This is a genomic window from Methanosarcina sp. WH1, from assembly GCF_000970005.1.
GTDB lineage: Archaea > Halobacteriota > Methanosarcinia > Methanosarcinales > Methanosarcinaceae > Methanosarcina.
The window spans coordinates 1,683,366-1,703,453 of sequence record NZ_CP009504.1; the positions used below are offsets into that span (position 1 = coordinate 1,683,366).

Annotated in this window: 21 protein-coding genes and 1 pseudogene; 12 read left to right on the forward strand and 10 right to left on the reverse strand. The window is 43.8% G+C overall.

The window, feature by feature from the left end:
• The first annotated feature begins 78 nt into the window (after positions 1-78).
• The 9 genes from amrS (MSWH1_RS07465) (at position 79) to MSWH1_RS07505 (ending at position 9,559) form a co-directional block, all read left to right on the forward strand.
• A complete protein-coding gene (gene amrS / locus MSWH1_RS07465) occupies positions 79-1,128 on the forward strand; it encodes an AmmeMemoRadiSam system radical SAM enzyme (RefSeq protein ID WP_048127417.1) in 1,050 nt (349 codons plus the stop codon).
• A 342-nt stretch (positions 1,129-1,470) separates the two neighbouring features.
• A complete protein-coding gene (locus MSWH1_RS07470) occupies positions 1,471-1,662 on the forward strand; it encodes a hypothetical protein (RefSeq protein ID WP_369798564.1) in 192 nt (63 codons plus the stop codon).
• 644 nt (positions 1,663-2,306) lie between these two features.
• Positions 2,307-3,881 carry an ABC transporter substrate-binding protein gene (locus tag MSWH1_RS07475; RefSeq protein ID WP_048127419.1) on the forward strand — a complete coding sequence of 525 codons (1,575 nt, stop codon included), beginning with the start codon at positions 2,307-2,309 and terminating at the stop codon, positions 3,879-3,881.
• A gap of 42 nt (positions 3,882-3,923) precedes the next feature.
• Positions 3,924-4,865, forward strand: coding sequence for a nickel ABC transporter permease (gene nikB / locus MSWH1_RS07480; protein WP_048127421.1), 942 nt, complete (start codon positions 3,924-3,926; stop codon positions 4,863-4,865).
• Positions 4,849-5,748 carry a nickel ABC transporter permease subunit NikC gene (nikC, locus tag MSWH1_RS07485; protein WP_048127424.1) on the forward strand — a complete coding sequence of 300 codons (900 nt, stop codon included), beginning with the start codon at positions 4,849-4,851 and terminating at the stop codon, positions 5,746-5,748. Before nikB ends, nikC begins: the two co-directional genes overlap by 17 nt.
• Positions 5,745-6,773, forward strand: a complete 1,029-nt coding sequence (locus MSWH1_RS07490) for an ABC transporter ATP-binding protein (RefSeq protein WP_048127426.1) — start codon at positions 5,745-5,747, stop codon at positions 6,771-6,773. Before nikC ends, MSWH1_RS07490 begins: the two co-directional genes overlap by 4 nt.
• Positions 6,761-7,480, forward strand: coding sequence for an ATP-binding cassette domain-containing protein (locus MSWH1_RS07495; RefSeq protein WP_231585502.1), 720 nt, complete (start codon positions 6,761-6,763; stop codon positions 7,478-7,480). The genes MSWH1_RS07490 and MSWH1_RS07495 overlap by 13 nt, the downstream gene beginning before the upstream one ends.
• 89 nt (positions 7,481-7,569) lie before the next feature.
• Entirely contained in the window at positions 7,570-7,791 is a 222-nt protein-coding gene (locus tag MSWH1_RS07500) for a hypothetical protein (protein ID WP_197073981.1), read from the forward strand.
• A 571-nt stretch (positions 7,792-8,362) separates the two neighbouring features.
• Positions 8,363-9,559 (forward strand): methyltransferase, encoded by a 1,197-nt coding sequence (locus MSWH1_RS07505; protein WP_048127431.1) that lies wholly within the window; start codon positions 8,363-8,365, stop codon positions 9,557-9,559.
• 141 nt (positions 9,560-9,700) lie between these two features.
• On the opposite strand, the gene MSWH1_RS07510 is transcribed toward MSWH1_RS07505, so the two are convergent.
• The 7 genes from MSWH1_RS07510 to MSWH1_RS18060 form a co-directional block, all read right to left on the reverse strand.
• On the reverse strand, positions 9,701-10,183 hold the full coding sequence (locus MSWH1_RS07510; RefSeq protein ID WP_048127433.1) for a metal-dependent transcriptional regulator: 483 nt from the start codon (positions 10,181-10,183) through the stop codon (positions 9,701-9,703).
• A gap of 611 nt (positions 10,184-10,794) precedes the next feature.
• The gene (locus tag MSWH1_RS07515) at positions 10,795-11,106 is read right to left on the reverse strand and encodes a FeoC-like transcriptional regulator (protein WP_048127436.1); all 312 of its coding nucleotides are present in this window, start codon (positions 11,104-11,106) and stop codon (positions 10,795-10,797) included.
• Positions 11,100-11,561 (reverse strand): hypothetical protein, encoded by a 462-nt coding sequence (locus MSWH1_RS07520; RefSeq protein ID WP_048127437.1) that lies wholly within the window; start codon positions 11,559-11,561, stop codon positions 11,100-11,102. Before MSWH1_RS07520 ends, MSWH1_RS07515 begins: the two co-directional genes overlap by 7 nt.
• Positions 11,562-11,574: 13 nt before the next feature.
• On the reverse strand, positions 11,575-13,572 hold the full coding sequence (gene feoB, locus MSWH1_RS07525; protein WP_048127439.1) for a ferrous iron transport protein B: 1,998 nt from the start codon (positions 13,570-13,572) through the stop codon (positions 11,575-11,577).
• The gene (locus MSWH1_RS07530) at positions 13,565-13,807 is read right to left on the reverse strand and encodes a ferrous iron transport protein A (RefSeq protein ID WP_048130298.1); all 243 of its coding nucleotides are present in this window, start codon (positions 13,805-13,807) and stop codon (positions 13,565-13,567) included. The genes feoB and MSWH1_RS07530 overlap by 8 nt, the downstream gene beginning before the upstream one ends.
• A gap of 13 nt (positions 13,808-13,820) precedes the next feature.
• Entirely contained in the window at positions 13,821-14,069 is a 249-nt protein-coding gene (locus tag MSWH1_RS07535) for a ferrous iron transport protein A (RefSeq protein WP_048127441.1), read from the reverse strand.
• Positions 14,070-14,321: 252 nt separating this feature from the next.
• Positions 14,322-14,513 carry an MASE3 domain-containing protein gene (locus MSWH1_RS18060; protein WP_082088062.1) on the reverse strand — a complete coding sequence of 64 codons (192 nt, stop codon included), beginning with the start codon at positions 14,511-14,513 and terminating at the stop codon, positions 14,322-14,324.
• A gap of 112 nt (positions 14,514-14,625) precedes the next feature.
• Here MSWH1_RS18060 and amrS (MSWH1_RS07540) point away from each other — a divergent pair, with 112 nt between their 5' ends.
• Complete coding sequence (gene amrS, locus MSWH1_RS07540; protein WP_231591928.1) at positions 14,626-15,672, forward strand: AmmeMemoRadiSam system radical SAM enzyme; 1,047 nt, start codon at positions 14,626-14,628, stop codon at positions 15,670-15,672.
• 394 nt (positions 15,673-16,066) lie between these two features.
• Here the strand turns inward: amrS (MSWH1_RS07540) and MSWH1_RS07545 are convergent, their stop codons facing one another.
• The 3 genes from MSWH1_RS07545 to MSWH1_RS07555 form a co-directional block, all read right to left on the reverse strand.
• A complete protein-coding gene (locus tag MSWH1_RS07545) occupies positions 16,067-16,588 on the reverse strand; it encodes a Nudix hydrolase (RefSeq protein WP_231585504.1) in 522 nt (173 codons plus the stop codon).
• Between the two features lie 243 nt (positions 16,589-16,831).
• Complete coding sequence (locus MSWH1_RS07550; RefSeq protein ID WP_231585505.1) at positions 16,832-17,146, reverse strand: twin-arginine translocase TatA/TatE family subunit; 315 nt, start codon at positions 17,144-17,146, stop codon at positions 16,832-16,834.
• Positions 17,147-17,505: 359 nt separating this feature from the next.
• On the reverse strand, positions 17,506-17,856 hold the full coding sequence (locus MSWH1_RS07555) for a twin-arginine translocase TatA/TatE family subunit (protein ID WP_048127444.1): 351 nt from the start codon (positions 17,854-17,856) through the stop codon (positions 17,506-17,508).
• 582 nt (positions 17,857-18,438) lie between these two features.
• Between MSWH1_RS07555 and MSWH1_RS17475 the strand changes: the two are divergent.
• Both MSWH1_RS17475 and MSWH1_RS07565 read left to right on the forward strand, forming a co-directional pair.
• Positions 18,439-18,927 (forward strand): annotated as a pseudogene (locus tag MSWH1_RS17475) (S-layer protein domain-containing protein).
• Positions 18,906-20,078 (forward strand): ABC transporter substrate-binding protein, encoded by a 1,173-nt coding sequence (locus tag MSWH1_RS07565; RefSeq protein ID WP_082088063.1) that lies wholly within the window; start codon positions 18,906-18,908, stop codon positions 20,076-20,078. The pseudogene MSWH1_RS17475 and the gene MSWH1_RS07565 overlap by 22 nt, the downstream one beginning before the upstream one ends.
• The last annotated feature ends 10 nt before the right edge of the window (positions 20,079-20,088 follow it).

Consider the following 20,088-nt stretch of genomic DNA (forward strand, 5'->3'; position numbering starts at 1 on the left):
TTTACCGGATTGTCCGAGGAAGGAGTCTTCTCGCTTCGGGAGATAAATCCCATAGTCCGGAACAGGGGGTTACGTATAATGATTCAAGAAGCCATGTTTTACGAAAAGCTTGCCGAAAATAAAGTCCGCTGCAACCTTTGTGCCCACCACTGCAAGATCAACCCCGGAAAGCGGGGAATCTGCGGAGTAAGGGAAAACTGTGAAGGCACACTCTTTTCCCTGGTCTACGGGGCTGTTGCAAGCGAGTCAGTTGCACACATCGAACAAAAACCCCTTTATCACTATTATCCGGGGTCCACTGCGTACTCCGTCGGGACCATAGGCTGCAACTTCAGGTGCAGGCACTGCCAGAACTGGACGCTTTCCCGGGCTTCTCCGGAAGATACTGACCTGGGGATGCTCAGCCCCCCCCAGCTTATTCGGCAGGTTAAAATGGCAGGGTGCCAGTCGGTTTCCTGGACCTACAACGAGCCCACCGTCTGGTATGAGTATACTTACGACGGGGCAAAACTTGCAAAGGAGGCAGGACTTGGGACAAGCTATGTGACAAACGGGTACATCACCCCTGAAGCCCTTGAACAGATCGCCCCTTACCTGGACGCTTTCAGTGTGGACGTAAAGGCTTTTTCCGAAGAATTTTACCGGGAAATCTGCGGGGCAAAACTGGCTCCTGTGCTCGAAGCTGCCCTGCTTGCAAAACAGCTTGGAATCCATGTAGAGGTCGTAAACCTGATAATCCCCACCCACAACGATTCTTCTGAAGAAATCAGGGAACTTTCCCGCTGGGTTTACGAAAAGCTGGGAAAGGATACCCCTCTTCACTTCAACCGCTTCTTCCCTTACTACGAGATGGAGGACCTCCCTCCAACGCCAGTGGATACGCTGGATAGGGCACGCTCGATTGCAATTGAGGAAGGGATGCGTTTTGTGTATGTGGGCAATGTACCCGGCCATCCCCATGAGAATACTTACTGTCCCGAATGCGGGGCTTTGCTGATTGCAAGGGGGTTTTTTGAGGTACAGGAATACAACCTTACCCTCGAGAAGACCTGCCCGAAATGTGGAGAAAAGATTCCTATTGTGGGGGAGTATGCCGGAAACAGTAATCATATTCCGGACGCAGGATAAAGAAACTATTTCCAGATGCAGAATAAATAAACCATTTCCAGATGCAGAATAAATAAACCATTTCCAGATGTAGAATAAATAAACCATTTCCAGATGTAGAATAAATAAACCATTTCCAGATGTAGAATAAATAAACCATTTCCAGATGTAGAATAAATAAACCATTTCCGGATACATAAAATAGGAACCATATTCCGGATGCAGAAACCAGGTGAACTAATAATCTCCTTTTGAGATCAAGTTTAGTTGATTTATGCTCAAATCTATTTTTTAAAAAGATACATATAGAAGATTCCTCCAGTTAATATATAGTATAAAAATATCCAATTTTACTGGAGATGAATGTTAGTGACCATCTGGGAATACGATGTTAAAGAGATTAGGTTCAGTGAGTGGTCAAAGGCAAAAGAAGACCTTAACAACCTGGGTGTTGAAGGCTGGGAACTGATCAAGTGTTCAAATGAGATCGATGAAAATGGCATGATTACAGCTGTTTTCAAAAGGTCGGTTGATTACGTTGATGCAGCCTTCTAAAACTATTTTTTCTTCCTTATCAAAAATTCTGAAGATTTACTCTTTTACTCTTTCTTATCCGTTTCCGGTTTTCCGTAAAAGTCTCAATTACCTTCTAACTCAGGTAATTGTAGTATGTTAGCCAGAATTTGATTTTCAGCATATAGTTATTTATTTTAAGATTATTTTTCCGATTATTTTTCCGATTATTTTAAGATTATTTTTCCGATTATTTTTCAGGCAGTTTTTCAGGTTTTTGTGTTTTACTGCCGTTAAATTTCCTTCTAACGCATGATCCCCTGAGAGTAACACCTCCCGTTAACGGCGTTTACTTGTGGTGGTATAAGAAAACTCTTTTATCATATTAAATATTACAATATTTTAGAAAAATAATAATTGCGGGGGCAAATATATCGGGGGTTCTTTAAAGGCTTGAAATTCTTCGGTTTTTTATTCCCTGCATTAATTCTTTTAATATAGATGAAATGACGGCAGGTTCCAGATAATCTGAACTGTTAACCCATCTCTATCAAACGATTTCCCATAAAAAATCTCCAACTAAACTGCCATTCCATTGGCCTGAATTCTATCAAACAACAGTACGTTAAATAATCTCCTATAAAAAATTAAGAATTGGCTTTGAATCGGAGTTATTGAGGATTATCATGAATAGGAGTTTCAAGTTCATTTTGATCATTTGTATGCTGTTTGCCGTGATCGGAGCAAGTGCTTGCATAGGTGAAGAAAAAGATGGGACTGCAAAAGATGCAGGTTCCAGAGAAAATTCCCAGGAGCTTGTTGTGGGCATAAGTACGGATGTCAGCAACTGGTACCTTAACATGTTTGCAGCGGGAGATTCACGTTTTGTCTGGTCCCAGGTCTATGAAACCCTTGTGAGGCTTGATTCAGACCTGAACATTATCCCCGGGCTTGCGGAATCCTGGGAAACCCCTGATGAAGGAAAAACCTGGATATTCCACCTGCGTGAAAATGTGACTTTTCATGACGGGACTCCCTTTGATGCGAATTCGGTTGTTTTCTCTTATTCCAATCATTCCTATGTAAGGCAGGCTGTATTAAAACCGGTGCAGAGCGTGGAAGCTCTCGACGCTCATACTGTAAAATTCGTACTGGAAAAACCCATGCCTCTGCCGTTCTACCTGACTCACATAGCCTGGCCCGTAATGGGGCCTGGTTGTCTTGATGAAGCAGGGAATTTCATTAAACCGATAGGAACCGGACCGTTTAAATTTGAAACTCAGGCAAAGGACCAGGAAATAGTGCTCACAAAAAATGAAGCCTACTGGGGAGAAAAGCCGCTGCTTGAGAAGGTTACTTTCAAGGTAATTCCGGAGGCGACGACAAGGGTGATTGCCCTTGAGACCGGGGAAGTGGACATGATCGTCAAGGTCCCGGAATACGATGTCCTAAGGCTCGACGCCGAAGAGGGTATCCAGGTCCACAGGAAACTTTCGACCTTTACGGATTTCCTGCAGTTCAACTGCGACAAATCTCCCTTCGATGATACGAGGGTGCGCCAGAGTGTTGCTTATACAATCGATACCGAGACTCTCGTAAACGAAGTGCTTGAAGGCGTCGGGGTGCCGGCAGGCGGAAGACCCTATTCCCCTGTAATGATGTACTCAGACCCTGATCTTGAGACATATACCCCGGATCTTGATAAGGCAAAAGCTCTCCTTGAAGAAGCCGGGTGGAAAGATGCTGATGGAGACGGGATTGCAGTAAAAGACGGAAAACCCCTGCATGTGACCCTGATAGTGAGTAAGGGAGTCTGGGCAGCCAGGCATAACCCTATAGCTCAGGTTGTGCAGGGTGTCCTTCGAGAAGTCGGAATGGATGTAGAAATCAAGGTGCTTGACGAAGGAGCCATAAGCAAACTCGAAAGCACAGGGGACTTTGATATGATACTCAGAAGCGGTTATTTTGTCTGGGGACCCTACCCGAAGCACTTCTTTGTGCACCACTCTGCAAGCCCTTATTCGCATTATCACAATGAGAACTATGACCAGCTCGTCAATGAAGCCGATATGACTGTTGATTCACAGAAGCAGGAAGAGCTCTACCATTCCCTGCAGACCTTTGTAATAGAAGAAGTTCCGGCTTTTTACCTTGTGCATGAGGAAAAAGTTGTTGCAACCGGCTCTTCGGTAAAAGGCTATACTATAAGCTCTGAAGACCCCTGGCTGAACCTTTCTGGGGTCTACCTGGAAAGGAAGTGAAGCATAAAGTTCAGAAATGTGTAAAAAGTTTGGAAGATACTCATGTGGAAGTACATAGCAAAACGCCTGGCAATGGTTTCCGTCGTACTCATGGGAGTTACGCTTGTAGCTTTTTCTGCAATGTACCTTGCTCCTGGGGACCCTGCAGAGGTTATAGCCCTTGCAAGGTACGGGGAAGACCTGAGCGTCAGTCAGGTCGAAACCCTGAGGGAAGCGGAAGGGCTTGACGCTCCCGTGCATGTTCAGTACCTTATATGGCTTAGCCACCTGCTTCGGCTGGACCTTGGAAAATCGCTTGTGACTTCCGAAGATGTCCTTGCCGAAATCCGTCAGAAACTGCCTGCAACCGCAGAACTTGCAGTTGCCAGCCTGCTGATTTCCCTTCTAATCGCCTTGCCTGCGGGGATCCTTGGCGCACTCCGGAAAAACACCCTGCTTGACAAAAGTTGCATGTTTGTTTCTCTGGTAGGGGTTTCCATTCCGAATTTCTGGCTCGGGCTTCTTTTGATCTGGCTTTTTGCCCTGACCCTCCACCTCTTCCCAAGTTTTGGGTACGGAAGCCTGAAACACTTAGTTCTGCCTGCCCTTACCCTTGGCACCTCAATGGCGGCGGTTACTGCAAGGCTTACCCGCGCAAGCCTTCTGGAGGTGATGGGACAGGAATATATTTTGGCTGCACGCGCCAGGGGATTTGACGAAAATACAATCCTTTTCCGGCACGCTCTTAAAAATGCTTTTCTTCCTGTTGTCACATTTGCAGGAATGCAGTTTGGTTACCTTCTTGGAGGGGCAGTGATTGTGGAAACCATCTTTTCCTGGCCTGGCATTGGAAAACTTCTTGTTGACTCGATTTTTGCGAGGGACTTTTCCATGGTCCAGGGCTGTGTCCTTTTTATTGCAGTGCTCTTTTCCCTCTCCAGCCTTGCCGTTGATATCCTTTATGCAGTGCTTGACCCGAGGATAAGATATGACAGACGTGATTGAAAAAATAGAGATGACTGAAAAGATATGCCTGGCTAAAAAAAGGCTGTGTTTAGGGGAATTAGGAAAGAACAGGCTTGCGGTCTCAGGTATCCTGCTTATCGCCGGCCTTTGCGTTCTGGCCCTGTTTGCTCCCGAGATCGCTCCGCACGATCCCCTTGCCCAGAGGCTTGACAGCAGGCTTCTTTTCCCTTCTTCTGAATATCCTTTCGGAACCGATGAGCTTGGGCGCTGCATTTTTTCAAGGGTTATCTATGGCACACGCATTTCTCTGAGTATCGGACTCCTTGTAGTTGCAGTAACGTCCATTGCAGGCACATCTCTGGGGCTGCTTTCAGGGTACATGGGAGGCGTGCTGGATGAAGCCATAATGAGAGGAATAGACATCGTGATGGCCTTTCCCAATATCATCCTTGCCCTTGTGATTGCAGGGCTGCTGGGTCCGGGCTTTTCAAGTGTTGTCCTTGCCCTTACTTTTACCCAGTGGCCTGCTTATGCCAGGCTTGTACGCGGGCAAGTGCTGTCTCTCAGGAAGAGGGCTTTTGTGGAGGCTGCAAGGGCTCTGAGGCCCTCAAGTTTCTACATTATGCGAAAACATATCCTTCCGAACTGCATGGAGCCTGTAATCGTGCTTGGAACCCTTGAGATTGCACACGTTATAATCTTTGCTGCAGCCCTGAGTTTTCTCGGACTAGGGATCCAGCCCCCTGATCCGGAATGGGGCTCCATGCTCAAAGCCGGGATCCCATACCTCCGCACAGCTCCCCATCTCACCTTTTTCCCGGGCCTTATGATCATATTCACAGTCTTTGCGTTTAATTTTGCAGGAGACGGTTTGAGGGAAAGCCTTGGTCAGCCTGCAGATCAGGAGGTGCTGGCAAGGTGAACTCCCTCCTTCTCTCAATTGAAGATCTGAACGTCTCTTTCAAAACCTCAAAAGGCATTGTAAGAGCCAATGAGGGAATTTCCCTTGAAATAAGGGAAGGAGAAATTCTGGGGCTTATAGGAGAAACAGGCTGTGGAAAAACCACCCTTGGAAAAGCCATTTTGAGGCTGCTCTCAGGTAAAGCAAAACTTGAAGGAAAAATAGTGTACAGGGATACGGATCTCCTCACCCTGCCCGAGAAAGAAATGAGGCTTCTCAGGGGAAAAGAAATAGGAATTATGCTCCAGAACCCTTCAGCCTGCCTCAACCCTGTTCTTTCTGTAGGAAGGCAGATTTCGGAAATCTACCGTTACCACGAAGGTACAGGAAAAAAAGAAGCTGAAAAGAAAGCTGGAGAGATGCTTGAGCTTGTGGGGATCAGCTCTTCTCGGGGGTGTGACTATCCCCACCAGTTCAGTGGGGGGATGCTGCAGAGGGTCATGGTTGCAATAGGGCTTGCTCTCAGGCCCGGGCTCCTGATCGCAGATGAGCCTACAAAAGGGCTTGATTCGGATACAAAATTGCAGATCGTGGAACTGATTACCGGGCTTGTCCGCAAGGAAAATTCTTCCATGCTTCTGATCACGCACGACCTGGAACTTGCCGGCAGGCTCGCGGACAGAATTGCAGTTATGTACGCCGGAGAAATCATTGAAATCGGAAAGGCGGCTGAGATTATTTCTAACCCGAAACATCCTTATACCCTTGATCTGCTGCACTCGCTCCCCGGAAAGGGATTCAGGACCGTTCCAGGGCAACCCCCAAGCCTTGTTTCCCCTCCTTCCGGCTGCAGGTACCATCCGCGTTGCGGTTTCCGGCTTGAGGCCTGTTCAAAGGTCCATCCGGCACTTCTGGGATCTGAGGGGGGGCACCTTACCCGTTGCCTTCTCTTTGAAAAGAGCAGGAGAATGGAAACTTCAGCGCAGCCCTTCCTTAATGCACAGGTTGCTTTCAGGTGTGCAGAGGAGGATACATGGCACTGTTGAAGGAAGATATGGTACTGTTGAAAGTAGAGGGCCTGAAAAAGTACTATTATTCGGGGTTGTTCAAAAAAGAGGTCCACAGGGCGGTTGACGGAATCAGTTTTGAGATAGGGAGAGGGAAAACTCTGGGACTTGTTGGAAAAAGCGGCTGTGGAAAATCCACACTTGGGAGAACGATTTTGGGGCTGCTGGAGCCCACCGGGGGAAGGGTCCTTTTTGATGGGCAGGATATCTCAGGCTTCAAAGGTAGTGATTTGAAAAGACTGGGGACAAAAATGCAGATTATTTTCCAGAATCCGGAATCATGTTTGAACCCGAGGATGAAGGTCTATGATGCCGTTGCAGAACCCCTGAGGCTTCACAGGCTCTGTGAAAAAGGTGAAGAACGATTACGGGTACAGGAACTTCTCGAAGCTGTTTCTCTGAGTGAAGAACTGCTCTTTCGCTATCCCGGAGAATTGAGTGGAGGACAGCTTCAGAGGGTTGCAATAGCCAGAGTTCTTGGCATGAGGCCGGAGTTCATAGTTGCGGATGAGCCCACATCCATGCTCGATCCACTTGTCCAGGCCCAGATCCTTTTCCTGCTAAAAAATCTCCAGGAAGACTACGGGATCAGTTTCCTGTTTATCTCGCATGACATGGAGGTCGTAAAGTGGATGAGCGATGAGATCGCAGTTATGGAAGAGGGAAGAATAATTGATTTCAGGTGATTTCCAATTGATTCTTTCATATTTAGCAGTTACATGCTTGTAATTACATTCAATGCAAAATGAATAAAAAGTGTAAAACAAGATTGAACATGAAAGTAGAGAACAAACTAATGGAAACCCCTGCTGTAGGTGCTGACCGTCTCATCAAGACCGTGGAAAACTCGACCAGGGGGCTGAAAGAGTACAGGTTGATCGTTACGGCTCTTGAACTTGAGGCGTTTAAAGCTCTGAAAACCCCCCTTCAGGCAGGTGAACTTGCCGAAAGACAGGTAAAAATTAACTGGGGAGCTTTTCTAATACCTGATTTCTAACAGATGATCCTGAAGTATGATTTCCTTAGTGTAGCACCTTCCGTTAACAGCGTTTACCTGTCTTGCTATAAGAAAAATTTTTTATCTTATCAAATGTTATAATATTTTAGCAAAATAATAATTGTAAGGGTAAATGCATCGGGAATAGCGTTTTGTAATAAACGATCTACAAGATTTGGCTTGAACACATTTAACCGGAGCATCTGGAATCCCTGTGGCGGTTTGAAATTATCTGGTTGTTAATTTCTCTCATTAATTCCTTTAATAAATATTGGCTGATGGGAGGTTTCAGCTAATTTGTACTGTTAAACCGTTTCCATCAAACTGTCTTCATCAAACTGTCTCATCAAACTGTCTCATCAAACTGTCTTCATCAAACTGTCTCATCAAACTGTCTTCATCAAACTGTCTCCATCAAACTGTCTCCATCAAACTGTCTTCAGCTTTACGAATTCATTTTACCGGGTTTATTTTTACTTCAGTATAATATGTGAAGCATTTCCTGTTGGATCAAAGAGATAGGTAAAAGAAATAATGAATAGAAGAAATATATGGGAATAGGAGAAATGGTATGGAAAATAAAGCTCAAAATCAAACTGGAACATCTATTGACTTAATGCAAAAGCCTGAGGTAGATGCCGACCGATTTTTCAAGCTTGTTGATTCTTCTGTCCGGGGTCTGAGGGAATGCAGGCTCATTGCTGCGGCCTTTGAGCTTGGAGTGTTTGAAGCTCTTAAAGTCCCCTTATCAGCAAGAGTTCTGGCTGATAAGCTCGGATGCGACCCTGTGCTTATGCCCCACTTCTGCGAGGCTCTCCACAGCCTTGGTTTCCTCGATAGGTTTGAGGAAGGGGCACATGAGGACTGGGCACATGAGGAAGAGATAAATGCGCAGATGCAGGAAAAAGGCGAAGGCGAATCCGAAGGCAGATCTGAAGGCAAACCATCTGATCACGGAGTAAACCCTGACCACGAAGTAAAAAATCATGGGGCAGTGTACCTGGTATCGGAACTCAGTGCAACGTACCTTCTGGAAGGCTCTCCATTTTCTCAGCGGCATTACCTTGCCGAAAGGCTAAGGAATGTTGAACTCTGGGTCCGGCTTCCGCAGATTCTGAAGAGAGGGCCTGAGATTGTCGAAAAAGGGCCTTTTTTCGGGGAGGTAGTCCAATGTATGGCTGAAAACGCGCGCTGTGGACTGCTTCAAGAAACTGTCAAAGTTGTCCGGGAAAATGTGGATTTTACAAAGGTCAAAAAGCTGCTTGACCTCGGGGGAGGACACGGGCTCTATGCAATCGCTTTTGCAAAATTGAATGAAAACCTTCAGGCTTTTGTTTTCGACCTTCCGCCTGTCACGCAAAAAGCAAAAGATTTCATAGAAAAGTATGGAGCTTCAAGAGTGGATATAATTCCGGGAGACTTTTTTAATGATGAAATCGGAAGTGGATACGATGTTATCTTTTCTTCCTTTAATCCAGGAGGAAAAGTGCCTTCCCTTATCCCGAAGATTTCCAAAGCCCTGACTCCTGGAGGCGTTTTTGTAACCAGGCAGATCCCTGAAGAAAAAATGAAATCCAGCCCTCTTCTCAGCCTCGACTGGAACCTCTGGACTTTTGAAGATGTGAAAAAAGGAGGAACGGGATACAGTTTTGAAAACAGCGTCCCCTTTTCCGAATATATAGAGATGCTGGAAAGCCACGGGCTTGAAGTTTTCCGTGTCCTTGACATGAAGGACGGATCAAGGATCGTGTTTGCCTGGAAAGTATGAGGGAATTTTTACAGAGGACAGGGTACGGGAATAGAAATCCTGAATTGAAAGGGATATTGCAGTTCCTTCTAACAGGAACTGTTTTCTAACAGGAACCGTTTGATTATATTTGTGAAGAGTTGAGTTCCAGACCGAAATCACTTAGTTTCCTTTACTGTGAACAGGACACTTATCCCTGTTTTCAGGGGAGCAGCTTATATATTCCCCGGTCTGGACAAAATACCTGAAATGCTCTATCCAGATTCTTGATTCATCTTCTTTATCCGTAAATTCTATGAATTTTTTTAATGCCTGCGCCGTTTTTGGGTTCAGGATATGCTCAATTTTGCATGCATCTTCTTCTGCGATCTTTTCATCAATCCCCAGATGCATGAGAAAATCTTTTAACATGTTGTATTTTTCCCTCATTTTTCTGGCGATTTCCTTTCCTTTCGTGGTAAGAGTTACTCCACCATACTTTTCATAATTAATGTAACCTTCTTTATCAAGTTTTTTGAACATACCTGTAACGGTTGAAGGTCCGAGTTCCAGCTCTTTTGCTACATCTTTAACTTTAGCATACCCTTTTTCTTCTACAATTGAGGCAATAATTTTCAGGTAGTCTTCATCTCTTTCCGTTGTCATAAAACTCGAACCTTTTTTTGTATACCGAATATTATTCGATTATTATATTCGTTTATGCAGGAAAGACATATAAGCATAGCTATATTCATATTTTATAAAAAGGCCGAAAAAACATCATAACAAAAAAAATCAAGATAAAGGTCAAGGAAATTTTCATTTTTTCTGCATTATTCTTCTCCCATTTCTTTTCTGAATTCCATGTAATCTCTTTCGACTTCTTCGAGCTCGTGTTCCATGTTCATACCGCCATTTTAGAAATTTACAGTAATTGAAATCGGTTTCCTTTGATGTGTAAACACTGGTATATTTTTGGAGAGGAAGGCAGGATATCATTTTCCGGGAGTTTTTCCGGGTTGGGAGGCGTCTCTGTCCTGTCTTCCTTTCCGTTGAGCCGAAAGATTTCCAAAGCCATGGTTGCCTTGTAACCTGTAGCCTTAAAGCTTTAAATCTGTCTTTGATTTTCGTTTTTTTTTTCGGTCTTGTACTGATCCTGTATGGTTGTTCGCTTTCTGGTCTGTCTATGCAGCTTTAAGTTCAGGAAGGACTTGCTCTCAGGCTTTTGAAATCTCCGGTTTCTGTTCATCATGATTTTTTACAAAGGTTTTTCGGGTTCAGCCCGTCCGGCTGTGACAAACCCTTCGCCCCTTTTCAGTCAACCTGTAAATTGTACCGCTTGATACGGTGATTTTTCCGGAACAGCCGCAAAGCCCACAATTTTTGCAGGAGCCGGAGCAGGAAGAAGACCAGTCAGAATTTTTTTCCATAACTTTTTCAACATGTCCCAGTCCTTCCATAATCTCGAGTAAGCCTTTAAGCTGCTGTGTACTCATTTTCAAACGTCCTGAGATGTCATTGAATGATATACTGCCTTTCTTTTCCGCTTCTGCTACTTGTTTTAGTACATACATGTATCCGATTACCATTGTCTTTGTTTCCCCCTTTCCTGGAGTTTGAATTTATTTTCCCAGCTTGTATATATTGCAAGGGAAAGCAGGCCAAGGTAAAGTGCAGGCTTGAAATCTACAAGTGGAGTCCATTCCTCAAATCCCTCCGCAAACAAAACCCACGCATTAATAAGGTCGGCAATAAAGTTCAGGGAATATAGAGCTCCGAAAAGCATGGAGAGTACGATCCCTACATATGCATAGGCTCTTCCTTCTGAGGGATTTTTTGAAAGTTCAACAGTTCCGTGTAGGTAAACCGCCCCTACGACTGCAAGTACCAGCCCACCGGCAATTTCCGGGGGAAGCAGGTTGGAAGCTATAAAGTTTTCAGGCAAAAGCCCGGCTCCTTTCAGGACCTGCAAGCTCCCGATTGCAAGGTAGGTTATCCCCCAGAGGAGGGTAAAATAGGTCAGAGCTTTGTTCTTATTTTCCATTTATATCTCTCCTTCATGCGAATATGATGTTTCCTATTTTTACCGTCGCAAAGGCCATTAGCCACGCTATTGATGTCGAATAAGCTGCTGCAAAAAGCATCCATTTCCAGGAACCTGACTCTTTTTTGATTACTGCAATTGCTCCTATGCAGGGTACGTAAAGCAGGGTAAATACCATTAGCCCGAGTGCAATCGCAGGCGTGAATGTAGAGTCCGCTACAAGAGCCGAAGAGAGTATTCCCTCGTCTGTCCCGGTGCCGTAGAGGGTTCCGAGAGAACCGATGACAATCTCTTTGGCAAGGAACCCGAAGATCAGGGATATTGCAATTTTCCAGTCAAACCCTATTGGAGCTACGAGAGGCTCGAGCAGTTTTCCCAGGCTGCCTATGTAACTTTCCGCACTTCCGTATTCGACTCCCTGCGGGAAGTATGCAAGTAGCCATATTATTACCACTCCCCCTGCGATCACAGTACCTACCCGTTTCAGGTAAAGGGAGCCCTGGTTCCACATATGTTTCAGGGAATTGCCGACTGAAGGCACGTGGTAGGGAGGAAGTTCCATTATAAAGGAAGAAGGTTTGCCCTTAAAAATGACACTCCGGAAAAGCTTGGCAGACAGGATTGCCACAATTATGCCGAGCACATAGAGCCCGAAAATAACTGATCCGGCCTGTTTTCCGAAAAACGTCCCTGCAAGCAGCACGTAAACAGGCATCCTGGCCCCGCAGGACATGAAAGGCGTAACCATCATCGTAATAAGGCGGTCTTTTTCATCTTCAAGGGTGCGGGTTGCCATAATGGCCGGGACCGAGCATCCGAAGCCCATAAGCATCGGGATAAAGGATTTTCCCTGGAGCCCCATCGAGTACATCAACCTGTCCATAATAAAGGCGGCTCTTGCAAGATATCCGCTGTCTTCCAGCAAAGCGAGGAGGAAAAACAGGATGAAAATATTGGGTACAAAAAGTATAACTGATCCCACTCCTGCAATTATCCCGTCTCCGAGCAAGGATGCAAGCCAGGAAGAATCAATGTTTGCAGCAACAGTTTCGGCAAGCGAACCGAAAAACATGTCTATGAGTTCCATGAAGGGAGAGGCGAAGGTAAAGGTAAGTTCGAACATGCCCCACATCAGGGTAAGGAATATGGGTATTCCAAGATACCTGTTTGTAAGTACCCTATCGACCATGTCGGACGGTGACATATTTTCAACACAGGTCGTACATGCCTGAGACAGTATGCTGCTTATGAACTCATACCGCTTATCGGCTATTTCAGCTTCGTATTCCTCCGGATCCAGGCCGGAAAGAAATTTTTCAACTTCAGGTTCTACACTTGACCGAGAAAGTTTTGAGCGAACATTTTCGTCTCCTTCGAGTAGTTTTATGCTCAACCATCTGGAAGGGTATCTGCTCAGAAGGGGCATGTCTTTAATGAGAATATTTTCCAGATGCCGAATCTTCTCTTCAACATCTTTTCCGTATCCTATCTCATGAGGCAAGTGTGCTTTGGAATCGGCTTTTGTGATTATTGCGTCAAGAAGGGTATTGATACCCCTGCCTTCGTTTGCCGTTGTCCTTATCAAAGTGGTTCCAAGTAATTTTTCAAACCTGAGGATATCCAACTCGTCTCCTCGGCTTTCCGAAAGGTCGGACATATTCAGAGCAAAGACAAGTTTTGTCCCCATTTCCAGCAGCTGGGTGCTCAGGTACAGGTTGCGTTCCAGGTTTGTCGAGTCAAGTACCTGGACTACAACATCCGGTTTTTCCTCAAGGATATAATCTCTGGAAACAACTTCGTCTGCCGAATAGGCTGTGAGGCTGTAGGTTCCGGGAAGGTCTACAATTTCGAGAACATGTCCGGCATATTCTTTTGTACCTACTTTTTTCTCAACCGTTACCCCGGGCCAGTTTCCTACTTTTTGCCTGGCTCCGGTAATAGCATTGAAAACGGTTGTTTTGCCCACATTGGGGTTTCCTGTAAGTGCAACCCTGATTTTAGTCTCAACCAAGTTCTACACCTTCACACGGATCCGGTTCTACCATAATTTTCATCGCCATACCCTTTCCAAGGGCATAACGTGCTCCATTCACATTGACAAGCAGATTCCCTCTTTCGCATCCTATAAGCCGGACAGAGGACGAAGGCGTAAAACCCATTTCTGTCAGTCTTCTTTTGAGGCCCAAACCTGCCCGAATTTCTTTGATCCTGCAGTCTTTTCCTTCCGAAAGCATGGTAAGAGGCATCCGTGCGGTCAAATTAATCCTCCAGTACTTCAACAACAACTGCCTCTGCCTCAGCCTTCCTGAGAGAGAGATTGTATCCTTTTAACTTGAAATCCACAGGGTCTCCCAATGGGGCTTTTTTGGTGACGCTCAGAACTGTCCCGGGAACCATTCCCATATCAAGGAGCCGCTTACGGAAACTCCCTCCACCTCTTACCTGGATTACACGGGCTTTTTGGCCCGTTTCCAGCATATTCAGGGTTTTATCTATTGTTTCTATCATTTTTGTATTACCCTCACATTTTCGGATAACCTAATTATTTTCCTAGTTTTTAAATGTACTAATGAATATTTAAAATTTTCGGATATACGAATATATTATGGATAAGCGAATTATTATTTATATATAATATATTCTTTGGAATAATCTGGAAATCTTGTACAACCGGTTGGATCTGTTTACTTTCAGCCCGATATTTGCAAATCCATTCCCTGAACCATGAATTTCTGCAGGTCAAGGAAAAAAGGAGATACTTCACATGTATGGTATAGCCATCCAGAGCTGGGCAGAGAGGTTTGCCCTATACCCAGGAAACACGCCTATTTTTTCATAAGAAAATGCGCGCAAAAAACCGATGCATGCTATGAAAAAAAGTGCTGTCCCAATAAATGTAAGGTATCGGTTTTCCGATATGATTTTTGATTTCCATACTATGATGAAAAACATGTAAGCAATTTTTAAAACATGTAAGCGATTTTTTTTGAATATTATAATTTAATATAAATCTATAACAGCAACCGTTATTATCCTTAAAAACAATCACTCTATGGGGATTGTTGTGATAAAAGAAGCCATGTTCTACGAAAAACTCGAAGCTGACAAAGTACAGTGCGGGCTCTGTGCCCATAGGTGCAAAATCGCCCCTGGAAAGAGGGGTTTTTGCAAGGTGCGGGAAAACAGAGGAGGGAATCTTTATTCTCTTATTTACGGTACTGTTTCCAGCGAAGCTGTAGATCCTATAGAAAAAAAACCGCTTTATCACTTTTATCCGGGTTCCTATGTATACTCAGTAGGGACTGTCGGATGCAACTTCCGCTGCAAACACTGCCAGAACTGGACCATTTCCCAGGTCGACGTGGAAGATTCCTATGTCAGGGACATCCTCCCCGAAGACCTGGTGGAAAAAGCGCTTATCTCGGGTTCGAGATCAATTGCCTGGACCTATAACGAGCCCACGATCTGGCACGAATATACATACGAAAGCGCAAAGCTGGCAAAGGATGCGGGTCTGGCTACCGTCTATGTGACCAATGGCTACATGACTCCGGAAGCTCTCAGGCATATTGCTCCCAGGTTGGACGCTGCGAATATCGACATCAAGGCTTTCACTGAAAAATTCTACCATGACGTTGCCAGCGCAAAACTGGCTCCGGTGCTTGAGGCTTCTGCCCTTGCAAAAGAGCTCGGGATCCATGTAGAGATCACCAACCTCATCATCCCAAAACAAAACGACTCTCTTGACGAGCTCCGGGAACTTTCAAAATGGGTCTACAAAAACCTAGGGCCTGACACTCCCCTCCACTTCACGCGCTTTCACCCCCAGTACCAGATGCAGGACCTCTCTCCTACTCCGATAAAAACAATGGAAGATGCCTGTAAAATCGCAAAGGAAGAGGGGATGAAGTATGTATATATGGGTAATGTTCCGGGATGCAACTTCAACAATACCATCTGTCCTAACTGCGGTAAAATACTTATCATTCGAGGGTTTTTTGATATAGAAAAGTACGAAATAACTCCTGAAAAGACCTGTCCTGTGTGCGGAGAGAATATCCCTATCATTGGAGAGTATGCGGGTTCAAAACAGGTATTGAATGAAGATTAAGATTGAAAGCAGATCCTTATTAACTGATTTATCTATTCCGGAATCCCAGGAAGAAATCTTTTGGTTTTTTTCCTCCTGCGCCGCACGGGGGTAGGGATGGCCTGGCCTGCCCACAAGATAAAAAGCTACCTAAAAAAAGGCACCACAATTATGAAGAACTACTGACGAAATGGCCCCCGAGCTGAGAGGATGTTTTCCTTAACTTCCAAAAATCGATTTTGATTTACAAGGTAAATATAAGTGCCTCCGCCTGTTTGTCTTGCGACTCGTCAAAGAAATAGGTGAAAAACAGATTTGAAAGAAGACTTAAACCGAAATTTGTACAGATTTGAGCTGTCGGATTTTCATTCTAACTCAAAAGAGTCTTCAACTGCTTTTATATCTCTCTTAAATGTCAGAAAAGGTATTTTCCACACCCTTCTTCAAAGATTTTTATTATCCCTGCTCTCAGGGAAGGCGTATAGTTACCAGGTACGGTTTTAACAGCCCTGTTCAGTTCTTCAAGTTCTACCCACTCAACTGAAACGGCTTCTTCGGGGTCGTGCCGGATAAGGCCTGCAGTTTCTTTCGAACACCTGCCTGAAAATACCGTATGATAGGCTCCTTTGTTTTCTAAGATGCAGGGGATTTTGAACAATTTCCTGAAAGGGACTGAGATTCCTATTTCTTCGAGCATCTCCCGAGCAATGCAGGTCTCGTAGGATTCATTTGCGACAGTGCCGCTTACGGAATAGGTATAGCGGTTGGGATACCAGTATTTTTCAGGTGCCCGCTTCTGCAGAAGCATTCGGTTTTCCGGGTCCAGAAGGATGAGATGGGAAGCCCTGTGGATGTGATTTTCCGAGTAAAAGTCTTCCCTCGGGCGCAGCCCGAGAAAGTTATCATCTCTGTCAACTTCAATGATCAACTCTGTCACAGGAAACCTCCGGATTACTTTTGATCTTTAAGACTGCCTTTTGAGATTTCAAACGGATACCACAGAATTAGAAAGAACGACAATAATCAATATTTAATAAGTAATATTTAATAAGCATCATTTAATAACCAATGTTTAATAAATATTATTCAATAAATATCGTTTAATAAATAACATTAAGTGAAATAAAATTAGATGAAATGATTTAAAAAAATTTGTTTTTAGGACATTTTTAGGGCGTTTTCAGGGCTCTGAGACCTCTTTTGGTTTCTCTGCGGACCTCTGGATTTCTTCAAGCAACTGGTCGTCGGTCTTGCCTCTGATGTCGATCCCGAGCTTTACAGCAGTCTCCTGCACCTTGGTCTTTGGAGTGATCGGTTCCTTTAGGGATTTCTCAAAATCCTTCAGGTTTTGTTCGGATTCTTTCTGGGCTTTTTTGAATTCTCCCACCGAACTTCCCATGGACCGTGCAAGTTCCGGGAGTTTGCTTGCTCCAAACAGGAGCATAACGACTGCTAATATAAGTATCAGTTCTGTGGGACCTGGCATGCCAACCATATCTATACCTCGAATTTTACCTTTTTCTGATATTTTTAAGTTTATCAGTGGATTATTTACCAGTGGATTATTTACCAGTGGATTATTTACCAGTGGATTATTTACCAGTGGATTATTTACCAGTAGATTATTTACCAGTAGATTATAATACTTTTAGCAGAACAAAAATTATTCTGAAAAACTGATGTTTAGTAGAGAATGAGGATTTACTTCTACTATATAAATCTTTTATTTATTGTTTATTATTTGTTATGTTTTTATATATTTATTCTTATATTATGTCTTGTTTACTCTTAATAACTTATACTATTTTTGCTTTTAATCAGTAACTGAGGCTTTGAACCCATATACAGTAAACTTTAGTTTTCCGGATTATTTCCATTGGCACCGGAAGTTTCGAGATTTTCTTTCTCTGGAATGGAAGATCTGGCTTCCAGTGGATTTTTAAGGCTCTGGTCTACCCCGGTTTTAGTGTTCAGGTATTCAGTTTCTTTTTTCTTTTCTTCTTCTTTTACCCCGGATGCGGCCCCAGATCCGGTTTTCCTGGTATATGAATCAAAGGTCGTAAGCTCCAGTTCAGCAGCTCTCTGTGCTTTCTTGAACTCTCCTAACGCACTTCCAAGAGAGCGTGCAAGTTCCGGGAGCTTACTGGGTCCAAAGAGAAAAAGCGCAGCGATCAGGATTGCAAACACTTCAGTGGAACCTATCATTATCGGCTATTATCATCCAGCAAATATAAAAATCCTTGCAAAAGGAACGAATTTCGGTTTTAAGGTGGGCTGCACCTTTTAAGCCGTATCTTCTGAAATTCAGGTGGCCCCTGATTATTCTGTTGATGTCATTCCAAGATCCCCGGGAATTGTATTTTCCTGTTTTTCACAATCTCAAAAAATACCTATATGGTAAGAGAATATTTAACTAGCCTCAAAAAGCTCGCGTATTTTTATTTATAAATCCCTAATTTTTCTTTATAAAGGAGTATTTTTTTGAAAAACTTAGTTTTTGGAAGCTTTAAGTGGCTACATTATTTGTAAATAGGTCATAAAAAGTTCCAGGAAATAATTTAAAGTTTAATAAATAATTCCCCATGTTTTAAAGTCTAGTTTGAATCTTGTTATCTTTTGTAGTAATAATTGTTACTCGGATAAATACTTCTATTAATCAGATTCATGATAAACAATTCACTATGTGTATATTGCATATAAGTGCAATCATCATCTTTATGAAAATTACATCTGTATGGACATTTCATCTTTCAGGTTTTTCCTGTACCTTTTGACACTAATGAAACTATGGATGATGAATTTTCCTGGGATGCTACGACTTTTGGAGCTTTTTGCTACCCGGTGAACAAGCACAACAATTTTGTGACCAAAGGCTGGGGTGAACATCTCTACTACGAAGAAAAAGCAGGAAGTAACAGCGGTCCTCTGGGAAGTTCGTATCCCGGAAACAACGTAATTGACGACAAGGAACTAATTCACAAAACCGTCCCGTTTGCCTGCAAATATGAGCTTGTTTCCGAGCTCGGACTTAGTAAGGATACAACTCCTGAGAAACTTGGCGGAATGTTCTATTACATGCTCCCCTGGTTTGGGAAACCCTATGTTGCGGTTGAAAACGATGCAACATAGCTTGCAGCAATCATCTGCAAACAAGTCGGAAACGACAAAAAAACTTTAAAAGCCGGAGAAATCTGGGAGTTTAAGAACGGTTACAGTCTCACCGTTTACCATGTCGATGTGGAAAGTGACAAAGTATGGTTACAAAAGGAGTCCTAAATATGAGTGGAAATAAAAAAATATTAGTGACGTTTTTAATTATGTTGACCATTGTTTCAACGTTAGTCTCAGGGTGTATGGAAAGTTCATCTACATCACAGAGCCTCCCGGCCCAAGACGAATCAGCAACAATAACAATAACCGATATGGTTGGCAGGACAGTCGTTGTGCCAGAAAATGTAGAAAGAGTTGTTGCTGTTGGTGCCGGTGCACTCAGACAGATAGCATACCTGGATGCACTGGATAAGGTTGTTGGAGTAGAGTCTAATGAGAAAGATGATACAGACACAATCACGGCAGTATATACGCTGGTCAATTTTGATAAAATGGCAGACCTTCCGGAAATAGGACCTTCTCATGGAGGAGATATTGAGCTTATAGCCGCTGCAGAACCACAGGTTATATTCTTTAGTAGAATATCCGGTGATGTTTCAGATGCTGAGGATTACCAGACAAAAACAGGAATTCCTGTAATATATATAGACGTTGGTGATATGGCTGGCGAATCCAGGAACACAACATATCAATGCTGGCAGCTCTGTGGAAAAGTATTAGGAAAAACAGAAAGGGCAAATGAGTTACAGGAATATACAGAACAATTGATAGCAGACCTTAATGCAAGAACAGAAAATATACCTGATGAGGAAAAACCTCTTGCATACCCCTGTGGCCTTTCCTACAAAGCATCAAAAGGAATCCTCTCAACCCAGTATCCCTTTGCAAGTCTTGAATTCATAAATGTCAGGCATGCTCTTGATGAAGATGAAATAGACGATGAGGAAATACCAACATATGCGTTCTCCGTGGATCAGGAAAATCTGTTCGCATGGGATCCTGATGTAATATTCGTCGATCTTTCGAACCTTGAACTTGTAACTGATGATGTGGAACGAAGCCCATCCTATAAAGACCTCAAGGCTTTTAATGAGGACAACGTTCACGGTTTCCTGCCTGTTTCAGCCTATCATCGCAATTACGGAAGTGTTTTAGTAAATTCATATTACATGGGCAGTGTGCTCTATCCTGATGAATTTGCTGACGTAGATGTCGATGAAAAAGCAGATGAAATATACGAAATGTTCCTTGGAGAACCTGCCTACGATGCGGTAAAAGATGAGCTGGGTGGCGGCGCTAGAAAGCTTTCATTCTAAGAGGCGGAAT

What these genes read in the sequence shown, in the direction of transcription:
- MSWH1_RS07470 (WP_369798564.1), top strand. Translation starts at nt 1,471, where the DNA reads ATGTTAGTGACCATCTGGGAATACGATGTTAAAGAGATTAGGTTCAGT.
- nikB (WP_048127421.1), top strand. Translation starts at nt 3,924, where the DNA reads ATGTGGAAGTACATAGCAAAACGCCTGGCAATGGTTTCCGTCGTACTC.
- nikC (WP_048127424.1), top strand. Translation starts at nt 4,849, where the DNA reads ATGACAGACGTGATTGAAAAAATAGAGATGACTGAAAAGATATGCCTG.
- MSWH1_RS07530 (WP_048130298.1), bottom strand. Translation starts at nt 13,807, where the DNA reads ATGCCTCTTACCATGCTTTCGGAAGGAAAAGACTGCAGGATCAAAGAA.
- MSWH1_RS07500 (WP_197073981.1), top strand. Translation starts at nt 7,570, where the DNA reads ATGAAAGTAGAGAACAAACTAATGGAAACCCCTGCTGTAGGTGCTGAC.
- MSWH1_RS07505 (WP_048127431.1), top strand. Translation starts at nt 8,363, where the DNA reads ATGGAAAATAAAGCTCAAAATCAAACTGGAACATCTATTGACTTAATG.
- MSWH1_RS07565 (WP_082088063.1), top strand. Translation starts at nt 18,906, where the DNA reads ATGGTTACAAAAGGAGTCCTAAATATGAGTGGAAATAAAAAAATATTA.
- MSWH1_RS07515 (WP_048127436.1), bottom strand. Translation starts at nt 11,106, where the DNA reads ATGGTAATCGGATACATGTATGTACTAAAACAAGTAGCAGAAGCGGAA.
- MSWH1_RS07550 (WP_231585505.1), bottom strand. Translation starts at nt 17,146, where the DNA reads ATGGTTGGCATGCCAGGTCCCACAGAACTGATACTTATATTAGCAGTC.
- MSWH1_RS07475 (WP_048127419.1), top strand. Translation starts at nt 2,307, where the DNA reads ATGAATAGGAGTTTCAAGTTCATTTTGATCATTTGTATGCTGTTTGCC.
- MSWH1_RS18060 (WP_082088062.1), bottom strand. Translation starts at nt 14,513, where the DNA reads ATGTTTTTCATCATAGTATGGAAATCAAAAATCATATCGGAAAACCGA.
- MSWH1_RS07520 (WP_048127437.1), bottom strand. Translation starts at nt 11,561, where the DNA reads ATGGAAAATAAGAACAAAGCTCTGACCTATTTTACCCTCCTCTGGGGG.
- MSWH1_RS07555 (WP_048127444.1), bottom strand. Translation starts at nt 17,856, where the DNA reads ATGATAGGTTCCACTGAAGTGTTTGCAATCCTGATCGCTGCGCTTTTT.
- amrS (WP_048127417.1), top strand. Translation starts at nt 79, where the DNA reads ATGATTCAAGAAGCCATGTTTTACGAAAAGCTTGCCGAAAATAAAGTC.
- MSWH1_RS07510 (WP_048127433.1), bottom strand. Translation starts at nt 10,183, where the DNA reads ATGACAACGGAAAGAGATGAAGACTACCTGAAAATTATTGCCTCAATT.
- MSWH1_RS07535 (WP_048127441.1), bottom strand. Translation starts at nt 14,069, where the DNA reads ATGATAGAAACAATAGATAAAACCCTGAATATGCTGGAAACGGGCCAA.
- MSWH1_RS07495 (WP_231585502.1), top strand. Translation starts at nt 6,761, where the DNA reads ATGGCACTGTTGAAGGAAGATATGGTACTGTTGAAAGTAGAGGGCCTG.